Source organism: Streptomyces sp. NPDC005266 (assembly GCF_040607655.1).
Lineage (GTDB): Bacteria > Actinomycetota > Actinomycetes > Streptomycetales > Streptomycetaceae > Streptomyces.
On sequence record NZ_JBEXHC010000008.1, the window covers coordinates 69,375 to 84,373 of the forward strand.

Consider the following 14,999-nt stretch of genomic DNA (forward strand, 5'->3'; position numbering starts at 1 on the left):
GTCGCCTGAGGGCCTGACGCCTCACGGCCTGACGCCTCACGGCCTGACGCCTCACGGCCTGACGCCTGAGGGCCTGACGCCTCACGGCCTGACGCCTCACGGCCTGACGCCTCACGGCCTGACGCCTGAGGGCCTGACGCCTCACGGCCTGACGCCTGAGGGCCTGACGGGCTGCGGCCTGACGCCTGAGGGCCTGACGGGCTGCGGCCTGACGGGCTGCGGCCTGACGCCTCACGGCCTGACGCCTCACGGCCTCACGGCCTGACAGGGCCCTACGGCGTCCCGGGGACCGAGGCCGGCTGCTTGCCGGACTCGGGCAGCGGTGCCGGTTCCGGTAGCGGTTCCGGCTCCGCGCGCGGGGCGCAGTACGCGGCCCGGCCGGGGGTCTTCCCGGTCAGCAGATAGGTGTCGACATAGCGGTTCACGCAGGCGTTTGAGCCGCCCCACAGCCCGTGTGTGCCCGCCTTCCGTTCGGTCACCAGCGAGGAGCCGGGGAGTCTGCGCCACAGCTCCTTGGCCCCCGCGTACGGCGTGGCCGCGTCCCGTTCGGCCGCCAGCAGGAGGACGGGCGGCAGCGTTCCGCGCCGCGGCCCGGGGCCGATGCCGACCTCCACCGGGTAGTCGTGGCGCAGCGGCCAGAAGGCGCACGGCAGATTCATCGCCACGTTGTCCCAGGTCTCGAACGGGGCGCGGCGGGCGAGGGCGGTGTTGTCGCGGTCCCAGGTGGCCCAGGTGCGCGGCCAGGGCGCGTCATTGCACTCCACGGCGGTGTAGACGGCGTTCCCGTTCTCGTCGGACTTGGCGTCCGCCGGGTCGGGCGCGGCCAGCTCGATCAGGCGGTCGGGGTCGCCGCGCAGATAGGCGGCGAGGGCGCGGGCGCTCGGGTCCCAGTAGGCGTCGTTGTAGCCGGTCCTCAGGAACGCGTTCTGGAACTGGGCGGTGCCGACGACACCGCCCGCGGGGGTGCGCTCCAGCCGCAGCCGGGCCTTCTCGTACGAGGCGAGCACCCGGTCGGCGGTGTCGCCGAGGTGGTAGACGGCGTCCTGCCGGGCCACCCAGGCGCGCCAGTCCCGCCAGCGCAGCTCGAAGGCGACCGACTGGTCGAGGTTGTCGCGGTACCAGATCTGCCAGGGGTCGGGGTTGACCACGCTGTCGAAGACCATCCGGCGCACATGCCGGGGGAAGAGCGTGGCGTAGACGGCACCGTAGTACGTGCCGTACGAGGCGCCCACGAAGGTGAGCCGCTTCTCGCCGAGCGCGGCGCGCAGCACCTCCAGGTCGCGGGCGTTGTTGAGGGTGGTGAAGTGCGCGAGGCGCGCCCCCGCGCGGCGTACGCAGCCCCGTACGTAGGCGCGTGCCCGCTCGACCAGCTTCCGCTTGAAGACGGCGGTGGGGGAGGCCGGGAAATTGGTCGGTGCCTTGGCGAAGGCCGTCGGCTTCTGACAGGACAGCGGTGCGGAGCGGCCCACTCCGCGGGGCGCGTAGCCCACGAAGTCGTACACCGCGGCCGAGCGGTGGAAGGCGGTCTCCGCCGCGTACTCCGGGAACGCCATACCGGAGGCGCCCGGTCCGCCGGGGTTGTAGACCAGCGCGCCCTGGCGCCGGGCCTTGGGGCCGCTCGCCCGGATCCGGCTGACGGTGAGGGAGATACGCTTGCCGTCGGGGTGGGCGTAGTCGAGCGGTAGGGAGACCTTCCCGCAGGTGATGGGGGCGGACAGGTGCTCGGAGTGGGGGCAGCGGCCGAAGGCGATGCCGCGCGCGGCCGCGCGCCGGGCGGCGAGCGTCACCCCGCGGGCCTCGGCGACCCCGCCGCCGGGGGGCGTGGCGGCCAGCGCGGTGGACGCGGGTGAGCCGGACCAGGCGGTGGTGGCCGTGGGCGTGTTTCCCGGGGCGTGGGCGGCGCCTGCCGTGGCCGCGACGGGGCCCGGGGCGGGTGCGCCGAGCGGTCTGCCGGTGGCCGGGGTCGCGAGCAGCGTGGTCATGGCCACGGACAGGGCCAGCGGTCCGAGGACGCCGTACAGCACTGCTGCTCTCACTGGCCATCCCTTCGTGCATTGCGCAATAAAAGGCATAGTTGGTGCGGGGGTTGGCCATGTAAAGCACCGCACGGCGGTGTCGGGGTCAATGACCCCAATGCGCCTTGAGCGCGGCGCGCAGCGCCGGGTCGGGGAGGGCCGCGGTGCCATGGACCGCGACCGCGGTGAGCAGCTCGCCGTCCTCGCGCCCGTCGTCGGCGCCGCCGCCCGCGCGCTGGACGACGGCCCGCCGGGGTGGCACATCGATCCGGCCCAGCAACTGCTGCCCGGCGGGCGACGCCCAGCGCGAGTACGGATGCGCCTCCACCCGGGCGATCACCAGACAGCTCGCGGTCAGGATCAGCGGCAGCGCGAACCACGCCGCGACCGGCTCCAGGCCCGACGCGGGCGGCACCAGCAGCAGCGCCGCCACCCCCGTCAACAGCACCAGCGCACACGCGGCCCGTACCTGCCGCACCGCGGCCGCCACGTTCGTACGAGCCGACGCGGACACCGCGAGCCCCGCCGCCTCCAGTCGGCCGGCCAGCGCCCGTACCGGGTCGGCGGCGGCCAGTGCGGCCCGTACCGGCGGAAGGGGGGACTGGCCCTCCGGGCCTATCGCTGTGATCACGGACCCCTCCAGCGCGTCCCGGCCCTCCGGGTCCACGACCGTGACCCAGCCGGTGTGCGCGAGCAGCAGCCGGTGCTCGCGGTACATCCTGATCAGGGCCAGATCGCCGACCCGGCCCGGACCCCCGGCCAGGAACGCCGCCTCGTACAGGCTCAGGTCCTGCCGCGTCCTCGCCGGATCGGGCTCCATCGGCTGGGCGGCGGCGACCGCGGCCAGGCACAGGCGCGCGCAGCTGACGATCGCCGCGCCCCACGCGACGGACAGGAACAAGAGCCACAACATGGCCGAGTTGTACTGGACCGGACGGCCACGCGCCAGGGTTTTCGCATTGCGGACGCCTCGGGTGGGATGGGCGGTGGTACGGAGGCCGCACGACGGCGGCTCACCCCCCGCCGCCGGAGCCGCCCCTGCCACAGCCCGAGTCGCCTCCGCCGCCCCGTCCCCGCCGCAGCCGCCTCCGCTGCCCACGTCCCCGCCTCTGCTGCCGTGGTGTCTGCCGGGGCCGGAGCTGTCTCTGTTGCCCTGGTGTCTGCCGGGGCCGGAGCTGTCTCTGTTGCCCTGGTGCCTGCCGCGGCCGGAGCTGCCTCTGCTGCCCTTGTCCCCGCCGTAGCCGGAGCCGCCTCCGCTGCCCACGTCCCCGCCTCTGCTGCCGTGGTGTCTGCCGGGGCCGGAGCTGCCTCTGCTGCCGTGGTGTCTGCCGGGGCCGGAGCTGCCTCTGCTGCCGTGGTGTCTGCCGGGGCCGGAGCTGTCTCTGTTGCCCTGGTGTCTGCCGGGGCCGGAGCTGTCTCTGTTGCCCTGGTGCCTGCCGGGGCCGGAGCTGCCTCCGTTGCCCTCGTCCCCGCCACGGCCCGAGCCGCCTCCGCCGCCGCCGTCCCCGCCTCCGTCCCCGCACGAGGAGCCGCCGCAGCCGGAGCTGCCTCCGCCGCACCACGAGCCGCCGGAGAAGTCCGGGGAGTCCGAGGAGCCCGGGGAGTCCGAGGACCCCGCGCCGGACGAGGCCGCCGAGCCCGGCACCTTCCGCGCCTCCAGGAGGTGGTTCCGCAGCAGCGGATCGTCGGCCGGCGCGGCCGCCCCGCTCAGCGCGACGGCGACTGCCACGGCGGCCGGCGGCCCCTCACCGCCCGCTCAGCGCGAGCCGGACCCGGCGCGCGAGCCGTGCCGTCCGGCCCGCCGGCAGCGGGGCGGGCCCGGACCGCTCCTGCCACCACAGCGCCAGCCGCCGCCGCGCCGCCGGGTCGCCGGGCTCGTCGTCCGCCAGCAGATGCTCGGCGAACGACAGCGCGTCGCGGCGGTAACCGCCGGTCATCGGGCGGCTGTCGGCGTACCGCACGAACGCCGGGCGGTAGCCGTCGCCCAGGATCTCCGGCAGTTCGGGGGCCACCTTCGCGACCACCCCGGCCCGTTTGGCCGTCAGCGCCCTGCTCTGCACGCGCAGCCGCTGCCGGTCGAAGCCCTCCGGCGCCGGGGTGCCCGCGACGAGCGCGGACAGCAGCGTGGTCTGGGCGAGCGCGAGTCGCCGGCGGGCGGCGTCGAGGGCGGACGCGTCGGGCCCGTCCGGGGTGGTGGACTGGTCCGGGGTGGTGGACTGGTCCGGGGTGGTGGACTGGTCCGGGGTGGTGGACTCGTCCGGGGCCGTGGACTCGTCCGGCGTGGTGGACACGTCCGGGGCTGCGGACAGGTCCCGAGCCCCGGTAGCCGTCACCGCGCGGATCGCGTCCAGCTCATCCGCGAGCTCCTCGGCCGCCGGGAAGTCCTCGTCACGCTCCAGCAGCACACCGGGCGGTGTCGTGCGGGCGCACAGCTCGGCGAGGACGTCGAGGACCGGCTGGGTCACCGGATGGGCGTGACTGTCGTGCCACACCCCGTCCTTTTCGACGCCGCCCGCCACATGGACGTACGCGATCGCCGAGGTCGGCAGCTCGTCCAGCGCCTTGGCCGGGTCCTCGCCCCGGTTGACGTGATTGGTATGCAGATTGGCGACGTCGAGGAGCAGCCGGACCCCGGTGCGCTCCACGAGTTCGGCCAGGAATTGGCCCTCGGTCATCTCCTCGCCGGGCCAGGAGATCAGCGCCGCGATGTTCTCCAGCGCGAGCGGCACCGGCAGCGCCTCCTGCGCGATGCGCACGTTCTCGCACAACACGTCGAGCGCGTCGCGGGTGCGCGGCACCGGCAGCAGATGCCCCGCCTCGAGGGTGGGTGACGCGGTCAGCGGCCCCCCGGCCCGTACGAAGGCGATGTGCTCGGTGACCAGCGGCGCGCCCAGCGCCTCCGCCCGCTCGGCGAGCGCCGTGAGGCGGCCGGGGTCCGGCCGTTCGGCGCCGCCGAGGCCGAGCGAGACCCCGTGCGGGACCACGGTGGTCCCGCGCTCGCGCAGCCGCTGGAGCGCGTCCGGCACATGGCCGGGGCAGATGTTCTCGGCCACCACTTCCACCCAGTCGATGCCGGGCAGCCGCGCGATGTCATCGGCGATCTCCGGTCGCCAGCCGATGCCGGTACCGAGGCGCACCATGGCTCCCCCTCCTCGTTCCGTACCGCGTTCCGTGCGGTGTCCTCTCCCCGTGGGGTAATGACCCCACGGGGAGAGGACGAATCCCCCCGGCGCGCGGTTCAGAGGTTGATTTGAGCTTGCGGGACGCCCGCCGTGCTTCCGCCCGCCAGCGGGCACGGGGCGGCCGGGCGTCGGGCCCGAATGGTCACCGGCAGGGCGGAGTCGCCGCATATCGTCACTGTTACAAAATTTTGGGGCCCTGTGGCGACAGATGTTCGGAGGGGAAAATAGGATCGTGTGGTCTTGGGGGGATGGAAGATCACACACCTTTGTGCCGCGCCCGCGCGCGGAGCGAGCGTGGGGGAAACACGTGCTGGGCAGCAGCGACAACGCCATGGGGAAGCACCGCAAGCACCGCCGTCAGGCGCCGTCGGGGGGTCGGGGGATGCGGCTGCGTCGGTGGGCGGCCGGTCACATCCACCTGGACTACCCCCGTATGGGCCGGCGGGGCGTATGGCGCTGGCTGCCGTCATGGCGTCAGGTGTCCCTGTTCTTCCTGTTCTGCCTGGGCAGCCTGACCGGCCTGCTGAGTTATCTCTACCTCCAGACCGACATCCCCAAGAACCTCAACGACTTCGCCACCCAGCAGGACAATGTCTACTACTGGGCCGACGGCAGCGAGATGGCCCGCACTGGTCCGGTGAACCGGCAGGAGGTGCCGCTGGACAAGGTCCCGGAAAAGGTCCAGTGGGCGGTGCTCGCCGCCGAGAACTCCAGTTTCTACTCGGACAGCGGTGTCTCCCCGAGCGGCCTGATGCGCGCCGTGACGAGGATGGTGACGGGCGGTGAGACCCAGGGCGGCTCGACCATCACCCAGCAGTATGTGAAGAACGCCTATCTCAATCAGCGCCAGACGTTCTCCCGCAAGCTCACCGAGATGTTCATGGCCATCAAGCTGGACGACCGGATGAGCAAGGAGGAGATTCTCCAGCGCTATCTGAACACCAGCTGGTTCGGGCGCGGCACCTACGGCATTCAGCGGGCCTCGTACGCCTACTACGGCAAGGACGTCTCGAAGCTCGACCCCAGCGAGGGCGCGGTGCTCGCGTCGCTGCTCAAAGGCGCCGGGACGTTCGACCCGACGCTCGGCTCCAAGAACCACAAGCGGGCCGTCGAGCGCTGGAAGTGGGTGCTGGACCGGATGGTCGACATCGGAAAGCTCTCCGCCTCCGAGCGGGCGAAGTACACGGAGTTCCCCGAGCCCAAGGCGCCGCCCAGGCCGGCCGGGCTCACCGGCCAGGTCGGATATCTGGTGGAGACGGCCAAGGCGTACGTGAGCTCCCACACCCGGATCTCCGACGCCGATTTCGACTTGGGTGGATATCAGATCCACACCACCTTCCAGAAGGCGAAGGTGGACGCGCTGGCCAAGGCGGTGGAGAAGACGCGGGACTCGTTCGATCCCAAGAACCGCCCGGACGACCGCCATGTGCGGATCGGCGCCGCCTCCGTCGACGACAAGGGCGGAATCGCCGCGCTCTACGGTGGCCCGGGCTATCTGGAGCAGGGCTTCAACGACGCGAACGCCTCCAATGTGCCGGCCGGCACCGCCTTCACGCCCTTCGTCTACGCCGCGGGGCTGCGCGACGGCGTCCTGCGCGAGCGCAACGGCGCGCGTACGCCCGTAGCGCCCACGACCCTCTACGACGGCAACAACAAGGTGGCCGTGCGCACGCCCGAGGGGCCGTACTGGGACCGCGGCGGGCAGATCGTGCGCGCGAGCAACGACGGCGACAAGTCCTACGGTCAGGTCAGTCTGCGCCAGGCGGTCGTGCAGTCCATCAACACGCCGATCATGCAGCTGGGCATGGACGTCGGGCTCGACCGGGTCCGGCGGGCGTCCATCGACGCGGGGCTGCTGCCCAGCAGCTTCGGCGCGCGGGTGCCCGCGTTCTCGCTGGGCACCGCCACCCCCAGCTCCATCCGGATGGCCAGCGCCTACGGCACGTTCGCCGCGGGCGGCCGGCATACCCCGCCGTACTCGGTGAGCGGGCTGACCCGCAACGGGGAGAAGCTCTACCTGCGCAGGGACCCGGCCAAGCGGGCGTTCAGCGCCCAGGTCGCGGCGGACGTGGACGACGCCCTGCACGGCGCGGTGCGGAGCGGCTCGGCGAGCGGTGCCTCCGTGGTCGGCACCGATGTGGCCGGCAAGGCCGGCACGGCGCAGGACGGCACCTCGGCCTGGTTCGTCGGCTACACCAAGGAGCTGTCGACGGCGGTGTCGCTGTCGCGGGTTGATCCCAAGTCCCAGGAGCTGCTGCCGCTGAAGGGGCTGGGCGGGGCAGCCGCCGCCATCTCGGGCACTGCGAGCGACGACTACCCCCTGGACATCTGGACGCGCTACATGAAGGCCTCCGCCGGGCGGTGAGCCGGCGGAGGCGAGGCGGAAGGCCGCCGGACCACGCGGTGTACGTGACTACTTGGTGTACGTCGCCCAGTCCGGCGATTCCGCGGGATCCAGCATCCGCAGCTTGGCCAGGACCTTCGGGTCCTGGGCGTCCAGCCAGTCGGCGAGCTGCTTGAACGACACACACCGCACACCGTCGCGGCGGCAGACGCTCCTCATCACATCTTCGATGGCTCGCATATAGATGCCGCCGTTCCAGGTCTCGAAGTGATTGCCGATGAACAGCGGCGCCCGGCTGCCGTGGTAGACCCGCTCGAAGCCGTTCAGATAGCCCTCGCGGGTCAGCCGCTCCCACTCGGCGTACTTCGCCGGATCGCCCTCGGTGCTGTCACCGGACTGGTTGTAGAGGAAGTTGAAGTCCATCGACAGGACTTGCTTCTCGCTCTCCGGGTACGGCACCAGCTGCAGCGGGAAGTTCCAGATTCCGTTGACCTTGGACGGCCAGATCTGGAAGTCGCCCGGCGAGCTGGCGTCGTACCGCCAGCCGAGCGACTTGATGGCCGGGATGAGGTTCTTCTGCCCCTCCAGGCAGGGGGCGCGCCCGCCCACCAGCTCCACGTCGTAGTCGAAGGGCAGCGGCTTGATGTCGGTGAAGCCGGTGTTGGTCTTCCACTGCTTCACAAACGCGTACGCCTGCTCGGTCTCGCTCTTCCACTCCTGGGTGGACCAGTCCTGGCCGCCCTTGGCGCCGCAGAAATGGCCGTTGAAGTGGGAGCCGATCTCATTGCCCTCCAGCCATGCCCCGCGCAGCTGCTCCAGCGTCTCCCTGATGTGTTCGTCGGTCGGGAAGGAGATGGCGGCGGAGCCCCGCTTGTGCTGCGGCGGCTGGTAGAGATCACTCTTCGACTTGGGCAGCAGATACATGCCGCTCAGGAAGAACGTCATCTTGGCGTTCGCCTCCTTGGCGGCCTGACGGAAGCGCGAGAAGAGATGGTCGTCGTTCTCCAGAGCGCCGTCCCAGGAGAAGACCACGAACTGCGGCGGCTTCTGGCCGGGCTTGAGCTTCTCGACCCTGGGCTGTTTCGGCTGCGGGCCGGTGTAGGACGTGGAGCCGTCCCCGAGCACCTTCACCTTGCCGTCCCAGTCAGCGTATTTGTCCCTCTTCTTGGCATCCTTGGGCACCCTGTCCGACCGGGGAGAGGCGGCCATGGCCGGGAACTTCCCGTCCGCGGAACCGCCCGAGTCCCCACGGGAGGTCAGGGCTATCAGCAATGCCACGACGACCGCCACGGCCGTCAGCGCGCCTATGGGCGCAGCGACGCCATAGGCGTTGCGTGCGTTTAAAGCCTTCAACGCCTGAATGATCTTGAGCGCCTTCAACGGGTCCCGCCCCCTGGCAACAATGCTGACGTTCGTCCCCCTCAGTATCACAGAAGTATCACGTGCTCTTCACATGGGTCCCGTCACCAACTGGTCAACAGCGCATGATTGACCAAAAGTGCCACCGCGGCCTGGACCAACAGCCAGCGGCGCAGGTCAGGAAGGGGTAGCAGCGCCGTGGCGGGCAGCAGCCAGAACACGAAGGGCAGCCAGATGCGCTCCGTTTCGGCCTTGCTCATCCCGGACAGATCGGCGACGGCGAGGGCGAGCAGCGCGGCGAAGCCCATCACCACCAGCGCGTTCGGAGTGCCCGTACGCCCGCCGCGCAGCAGCCGGAGCGCCCCGGGGGCGGCCGACACCATGCGCCGCGCCCCCGCGACACCGGCCGGGCCGGCGGTCACCGCCATGACGGCGAGATTGGCCCATACCCAGTACCCGTACGGCCGCTCCGCGGCGACGCCCTGGTAGTACCGCTCCACCAGCAGGCCGTACCCCTCCCACCAGCGGAAGCCGGCCAGCGTGAACGCGCCCGCCACCACCGCCGCTCCGGCCAGCACGAAGGGCAGCGGCCGCGCGGTACGGGCGAGCAGGAGCAGGGCCGCGGCGGGCAGCGCCAGCAGCGTCAGCCCGTACGACAGATACGCGGTCAACCCCAGCAGCAGCCCGGAGGCGAGCGCGACGGCGCCAGGCGCGCGGACCGTACGCGTCGCCGCCAGCGCGAGCAGCGCCAGCCCCCAGGCCGAGACGGCCGTGAAAAAGCCGTCCGCCGAAGCCCCCACCCATACGGCGCCGGGCGCCAGGACGAGGAAGGGGGCGGCGGTGCGCGCGGCCCGCTCCTCGCCCAGCGCGCGCAGCGCGACCAGGACGGCGACCGCCGCCGAACTGCCGACCGTGATGCAGAACGCCCCCGCCCATCCGCCGCCACCGAGCCCCAGGCGGTCCAGCCCCACGAAGGTGAGCACCGCGCCTGGCGGATGGCCCGCGATATGCGCCGGCCAGTGGTCGGGCCGGGTGAGCAGGATGTGATCGGTGAAGCCGCGCAGTGCCGCGCCGACGTCCGTGAACCGGTCGACGCCGCGCAGATACTCATGGCGGGCCGTCAGCCGCTGCGCCACGCCCCGCTGCCAGCCGTCGACCAGCGCCAGCGACCATGTCCACACCAGGGCCGCCGCCCAGCTCGCCCACAGCACCCCACGCCACGGCAGCCGCGACGCGAGCCGCGGACCGTGGACGGCGACGGCCCAGGCGAGGACCAGGGCGGCGGGCGTACCAGGGCCCAGATGGGGGCGCCAGGAAGCGTGCAGCGGTGCCCAGTCGACATACAGCGTGTGATCGGTCCGCTGGATCAGGGTGCCGACAACGGCCGCGGCCGCGAAGAGCAGAGCGGCGGCGGCCGCGGCGAGCACATCCCGGCGGCGGCCGGTCCATCGGCCGTCCTCGGTGGTGGGGATGTCGCTGTCGTCGCTGTCGATACGCAGAGGGAGCTTCACGGCGTCACGCTATGTCGCGGACTCGCCGGCCGGGCCGCCGCGCCGCGCCCTGTCATCGAACCGTCAGATCCTCGCCTCCCCGGCGGCGATCGCCGTCCGACGTCAGCGTTTCGTCATCGGTCCAAGGCCCCGGATCCCGGTGGGGCCGCCATACCGTCGTGTCATGAGCCACAGCCCCCGCACCCTCCGTGACGACGGTGACGACAACGGCCGCGAGTACCGCACCCGCTGGCGGAGCCCGCTGCGCGGCCCCTGGCTGACCTCCGTCTTCGGCCTGGTCCTGCTCCTTGGCATCCCGGTGCTGTTCGTGACCGGACTGCTCTCGTACGCCGCCTACAACCCCGAGCTGTCCCCGGTCAACGACGAGACGCCGGGCAAAGGGCTGCTCGGCTTCTACCTCTTCTCCTGGCCGACCCGCCCCTCATGGCTCTACCGCGTCACCCAAGGGGTGCACGTCACGCTCGGGGTGGTGCTCGTCCCCGTCCTCCTGGCGAAGCTGTGGTCCGTCGTCCCCAAGCTCTTCGAACGGCCGCCGGTGCGGTCCCTGACCCACGGCCTGGAGCGGCTCTCGCTGCTGGCGCTGGTGGGCGGCGGGCTGTTCGAGTTCGCCACCGGAGTGCTCAACGTCCAGCTGGACTACATCTTCCCCGGGTCCTTCTACCCGCTGCACTTCTACGGCGCATGGATCTTCATGGCCGCCTTCGTCGTCCATGCGGCGCTCCGCTTCCCCCGTATGGTGCGGGCGCTGCGCAGCCGCGATCTGCGGGCGGAGCTGCGTACCCCGGCGTCCCGCACCCGGCCGGAGCCACCGGACGAGACGGGACTCGTCAGCCCTCGGCCGGCCGCGCCGACCATGTCGCGGCGGGGCGCGCTCGGGATGGTCGGTCTCGGCTCCTTGGCGCTGCTGGTGGTGACGGCCGGTCAGAGCATCGGCGGACCGCTGCGGCGCAGCGCCCTGCTCGCCCCGCACGGCCGCGACCCGGGCCCCGGGCCGAACGGCTTCCAGATCAACAAGACCGCGGCGGCCGTCGGCATCCGTGCCCGCGACATCGGGCCCGGCTGGCGGCTGGTGGTACAGGGCGCGGCGGGCCGCGAGGCCGTCCTGACGAGGGCACGGGTGCTGAGGCTGCCGCAGCACGGCGCGGCGCTGCCGATCGCCTGCGTGGAGGGGTGGTCCACGAACGACCAGTGGTGGGAGGGGGTGCGGCTGGCCGATCTCGCCCGGCTCGTCGGATACGCCGACCGGCCGCCGGGGGTGTTCGTGGAATCCCTCCAGCGGCACGGGTCCTTCCGGACGGTCGTGCTGAGCGGCACCCAGGTCCGCGATCCGCGCTCCCTGCTCGCCCTCAAGGTGGGCGGCGCGGATCTGTCGCCGGACCACGGCTATCCGGCGCGGATCATCGTGCCGGGCGCCCCGGGGGTGCACAACACCAAGTGGGTCGGGCGGCTGAGCTTCGGGGAGACGGTGTGAAGAGGCCCCGGGTGAGGCGTATCCGGGGGAAGAGGCTCCGGGTGAGGCGTATCCGGGGGAAGGGGCTCCGACGCCATGACGGGGACTCACCGCTGAGGCTGCTGTTGCTGCTGTGCTCCTTCGTGCTGACTGCCTACGCCGGTATCAGACTGCTCAGCGGCGACTGGCTCGGGATCCTGATCTGGATCGTCGGCGCGGCCGTCCTCCACGATCTGGTGCTTGTGCCGCTGTACACGCTCGCCGACCGGGCCCTCCAGCGGGCGCTTCCCGCACCGGCCTTGTGGATCAACCATGTGCGGGTGCCCGCGTTTGTTTCGGGGCTGCTGATGCTGGTGTGGTTTCCGTTGATCCTGGGGCAGCAGGAGCGGCGCTATGAGCGGTCCACCGGGCTGAGCGCCGATGTCTTCTGGCCACGCTGGCTGCTGATCACCGCCGGAGCCTTCGCGGTCTCCGCGCTGTGGCTGGCGATCCGGCTGTGGCGGGGGCGTGGCGGCCGTCCGGCGAAGGAGCGTCCATCCGGGCCTCCCGCGCCGCCCACGCCCTCCGCGTCTCCTGCCCCTCCGACGCCTCCCGCGCCCACCCCTCCGACGCCTTCTGTGCCTCCCGCGCCCACCCCTCCGACGCCTTCCGCGCCTCCCGCGCCCTGAGGGGTGTTTTCGGATCAAACCGGATCAGGGAGCGGGGTCAGGGGGCGCCTCCCAACGGTAGCTGGGGGAACGTGCCGGGCCCCGCGGCCCGGCATGATCGGGGGCACCCCTACAGCCGGGCGCCCGTTTCAGCGCTCCACGGCGGGCCGGGACCCGGGCGTCGTGCTTCGCTGGAGGGCCAGGAAGTCACGGCCGAGCGCGGTCCAGCGCTCGACGGCGGCCCAGCCGGCCGCCCGCGCGTGGCGCACCAGTGCCGGGGCGCCCACCCGTGCCCAGGGGAAGGCCGTCCCCATAGCGCCGCGCCCGTCGTCCACCCGGACCTGGACGCGTTCGTCGACATCGGCCGGGGCCACCTCCACGAGCAGCAGCCCGTCCGGGGTGACGAGCCGTCCGACCCGCGCCAGCAGGGCCTGCGGATCGCCGCCGATGCCGATGTTGCCGTCGATCAGCAGGGCCGTGCCCCAGCGCCCCTCACCCGGCAGCGGGTCGAAGACCGAGCGGCACAGGGCCGGTCCGCCCGCGCCCACCGTGCGGGCGACCGCCGCCCGGCTCACATCGATGCCGAGGCAGGGGCGGCCCAGCAGGGCCAGTGCGGCCACCAGCCGCCCGGGGCCACAGCCGATGTCGAGTATCGGGCCCCGGCATCGGCGCAGCACGGTCCGGTCGGCCGCGTCGGCGTCCGCGCACCAGCGCTCGACCTCCAACGGCAGCAGCCAGCCGTCGGCGCGCCGCAGAAACAGCGGCCCGCGCCCGGCGCGCAGCGCCCGGGTATAGGGGTCGGCGTGCCAGGGCGCGGCCTTGCCCCGGCCCGTCGCCCGCTCCCGGACCGACTCGGTGGCGCTCATCGGGCGATGCCCCGGGGGAGCCGGGCGAGGGTACGGGCGAACCGTCCGCCCGGGGCGGCGGCCGCCACCAGGCCGGCGTCGTGCGCGGTGTCGACATCGCGCAGTACGGGCAGTTCGCGCACCCGCAGCCCCGCCTCCGTGAGCCGGCGCCGCTGTGCGGCACCGGTGGTGGCGGTGGACATCGGCACTCCGCGCAGCAGCCGTGGGTCCGGTTCGGCCAGCCCCAGCGCCCAGAATCCACCGTCGGCCGCCGGGCCGAACCAGGCGTCGCATGCGCGCCAGCCGTCCGGCCCCAGCGCGGGAGCCAGCAGGCCGGGGGTGATCTGGGGGGTGTCCATACCGATCAGCAGCGTGGGGCCCTGGCATCCGGCGAAGGCCGCGGCCAGGCGCTCGTCGAGCCCGCCGTCGCACTGCGCCACGACCTCGAAGCCCGACGGCAGCCACGGCCCGGTGGATCCGTCGAGCGCCAGCACCCTGCGGCGGGCGGGCATACGGAGCACGGCGTGCAGCGTGTCGGCGAGCGCGGCCTCCGCGAGCGAGGCGGCCTGGGCCGGGGTGTACGGGGGCGTGAGCCGCGTCTTCACCCGCCCGGCCACGGGTTCCTTGGCGATGACGACGAGGGTCGTCCCACCATCCCGGCGGCCCCCGAGGCGCCCGTCCGTCCCGCCGGGCCCCGCCGCGCTCGCGGCCGCCCGGCCCGGGTAGGCGGTGCCGCCGGTGCGGGGCGAGCGGTGCGCATCGACCGGCAGGCCGTCGCCTGGCCCGGCCGGGGCGGCTGTTGGGCCCGCACCGGCCTTGTGCGGGCCGAACGGCGGGGGCGTTCCGGCGGGTCGTGCGACCCTCACCGGGCGTCCCTCACCCGGTCGGCCGGGCCGGAGGCCAGGGGCGGTTGGCGGAGTACCGCACGCATGTCGCGGACCGCGTGCCAGGTGCCGCGCCAGGTGCCGGTGACCTTCGAGGCGCCGGTGCGCGGCCGGTACGGCACATCCCGCTCCTCGATCCGCCACCCCGCGTCGGCGGCCCGCACGACCATCTCCAGCGGGTAGCCGCTGCGGCGGTCGGTGAGGTCCAGACCGAGCAGCGGGGCGCGTCGCGCGGCCCGCAGCGGACCGAGGTCGTGCAGCGTGAGGCCGGTGCGACGGCGCAGCATGCGGGCGAGGGCGATATTGCCGAGCCGGGCGTGCGGTGGCCAGGCGCCCCGCTCCTGGGGCCGCCGGCGCCCCAGTACGAGGTCGGTGCCGCCCTCCTCGACGCTCCGGACGAAGCCGGGCAGCAGCCCGGGGTCGAGCGAGGCGTCACAGTCGCAGAAGCAGACGAAGTCGGCGCCGGCGGCGAGCAGTCCGGTGTGGCAGGCGGCACCGAAGCCACGGCGGGGCTCGTGCACCACGGTGGCGCCATGGGCGCGGGCGATGGTGGCCGAGCCATCCGTGGAGCCGTTGTCGACGACGATGGCGCGCCAGCCGTCGGGGATGCGTTCCAGCACCCAGGGCAGGGCGGCGGCCTCGTTCAGACACGGCAGGACGACATCCGCACGAGGAGTGATCGAGTCTGTCACCTGGAACACCCTACGAAGGAGAAAGCCACATTTCGGGCTTCGGGTTCTTACGAAACACGGACGTCGCCCC

11 protein-coding genes and 1 pseudogene are annotated in these 14,999 nt (G+C 72.9%); 4 read left to right on the forward strand and 8 right to left on the reverse strand.

The annotated features are described in order from the left end of the window. A pseudogene (locus ABZU99_RS17540) lies at positions 1-265 on the forward strand (hypothetical protein); the annotation flags it as partial. 7 nt (positions 266-272) lie between these two features. Here ABZU99_RS17540 and ABZU99_RS17545 read toward each other — a convergent pair. The 3 genes from ABZU99_RS17545 to ABZU99_RS17555 all read right to left on the reverse strand — a co-directional run bounded on the left by ABZU99_RS17545 (position 273) and on the right by ABZU99_RS17555 (position 5,155). Continuing rightward, on the reverse strand, positions 273-2,036 hold the full coding sequence (locus ABZU99_RS17545; protein WP_356048567.1) for an alpha/beta hydrolase: 1,764 nt from the start codon (positions 2,034-2,036) through the stop codon (positions 273-275). A gap of 85 nt (positions 2,037-2,121) precedes the next feature. After that, positions 2,122-2,928 (reverse strand): TIGR04222 domain-containing membrane protein, encoded by an 807-nt coding sequence (locus ABZU99_RS17550; RefSeq protein ID WP_356048569.1) that lies wholly within the window; start codon positions 2,926-2,928, stop codon positions 2,122-2,124. Between the two features lie 832 nt (positions 2,929-3,760). Further along, a complete protein-coding gene (locus ABZU99_RS17555; RefSeq protein ID WP_356048571.1) occupies positions 3,761-5,155 on the reverse strand; it encodes a DUF692 domain-containing protein in 1,395 nt (464 codons plus the stop codon). 424 nt (positions 5,156-5,579) lie between these two features. On the opposite strand from ABZU99_RS17555, the gene ABZU99_RS17560 reads away from it, so the two are divergent. Continuing rightward, positions 5,580-7,562 carry a transglycosylase domain-containing protein gene (locus ABZU99_RS17560; protein WP_355952058.1) on the forward strand — a complete coding sequence of 661 codons (1,983 nt, stop codon included), beginning with the start codon at positions 5,580-5,582 and terminating at the stop codon, positions 7,560-7,562. 48 nt (positions 7,563-7,610) lie between these two features. On the opposite strand, the gene ABZU99_RS17565 is transcribed toward ABZU99_RS17560, so the two are convergent. Together ABZU99_RS17565 and ABZU99_RS17570 are read right to left on the reverse strand one after the other, a co-directional pair. Continuing rightward, complete coding sequence (locus tag ABZU99_RS17565) at positions 7,611-8,894, reverse strand: hypothetical protein (RefSeq protein ID WP_356048573.1); 1,284 nt, start codon at positions 8,892-8,894, stop codon at positions 7,611-7,613. 110 nt (positions 8,895-9,004) lie between these two features. Then, a complete protein-coding gene (locus ABZU99_RS17570) occupies positions 9,005-10,372 on the reverse strand; it encodes a hypothetical protein (protein ID WP_356048603.1) in 1,368 nt (455 codons plus the stop codon). Between the two features lie 202 nt (positions 10,373-10,574). Here ABZU99_RS17570 and ABZU99_RS17575 point away from each other — a divergent pair, with 202 nt between their 5' ends. Both ABZU99_RS17575 and ABZU99_RS17580 read left to right on the forward strand, forming a co-directional pair. Then, positions 10,575-11,882: a molybdopterin-dependent oxidoreductase gene (locus ABZU99_RS17575; protein ID WP_356048575.1), complete on the forward strand. Its 1,308-nt coding sequence runs from the start codon at positions 10,575-10,577 to the stop codon at positions 11,880-11,882. Between the two features lie 41 nt (positions 11,883-11,923). Continuing rightward, entirely contained in the window at positions 11,924-12,529 is a 606-nt protein-coding gene (locus tag ABZU99_RS17580; protein WP_356048577.1) for a hypothetical protein, read from the forward strand. Positions 12,530-12,657: 128 nt separating this feature from the next. Here the strand turns inward: ABZU99_RS17580 and ABZU99_RS17585 are convergent, their stop codons facing one another. From ABZU99_RS17585 to ABZU99_RS17595, 3 genes are all read right to left on the reverse strand, one after another. After that, on the reverse strand, positions 12,658-13,374 hold the full coding sequence (locus ABZU99_RS17585; RefSeq protein ID WP_356048579.1) for a methyltransferase domain-containing protein: 717 nt from the start codon (positions 13,372-13,374) through the stop codon (positions 12,658-12,660). After that, positions 13,371-13,985, reverse strand: a complete 615-nt coding sequence (locus ABZU99_RS17590; RefSeq protein ID WP_356048605.1) for a DUF2064 domain-containing protein — start codon at positions 13,983-13,985, stop codon at positions 13,371-13,373. The genes ABZU99_RS17585 and ABZU99_RS17590 overlap by 4 nt, the downstream gene beginning before the upstream one ends. A 230-nt stretch (positions 13,986-14,215) precedes the next feature. Continuing rightward, positions 14,216-14,938: a glycosyltransferase family 2 protein gene (locus tag ABZU99_RS17595; RefSeq protein ID WP_356048581.1), complete on the reverse strand. Its 723-nt coding sequence runs from the start codon at positions 14,936-14,938 to the stop codon at positions 14,216-14,218. Between the last annotated feature and the right edge of the window lie 61 nt (positions 14,939-14,999).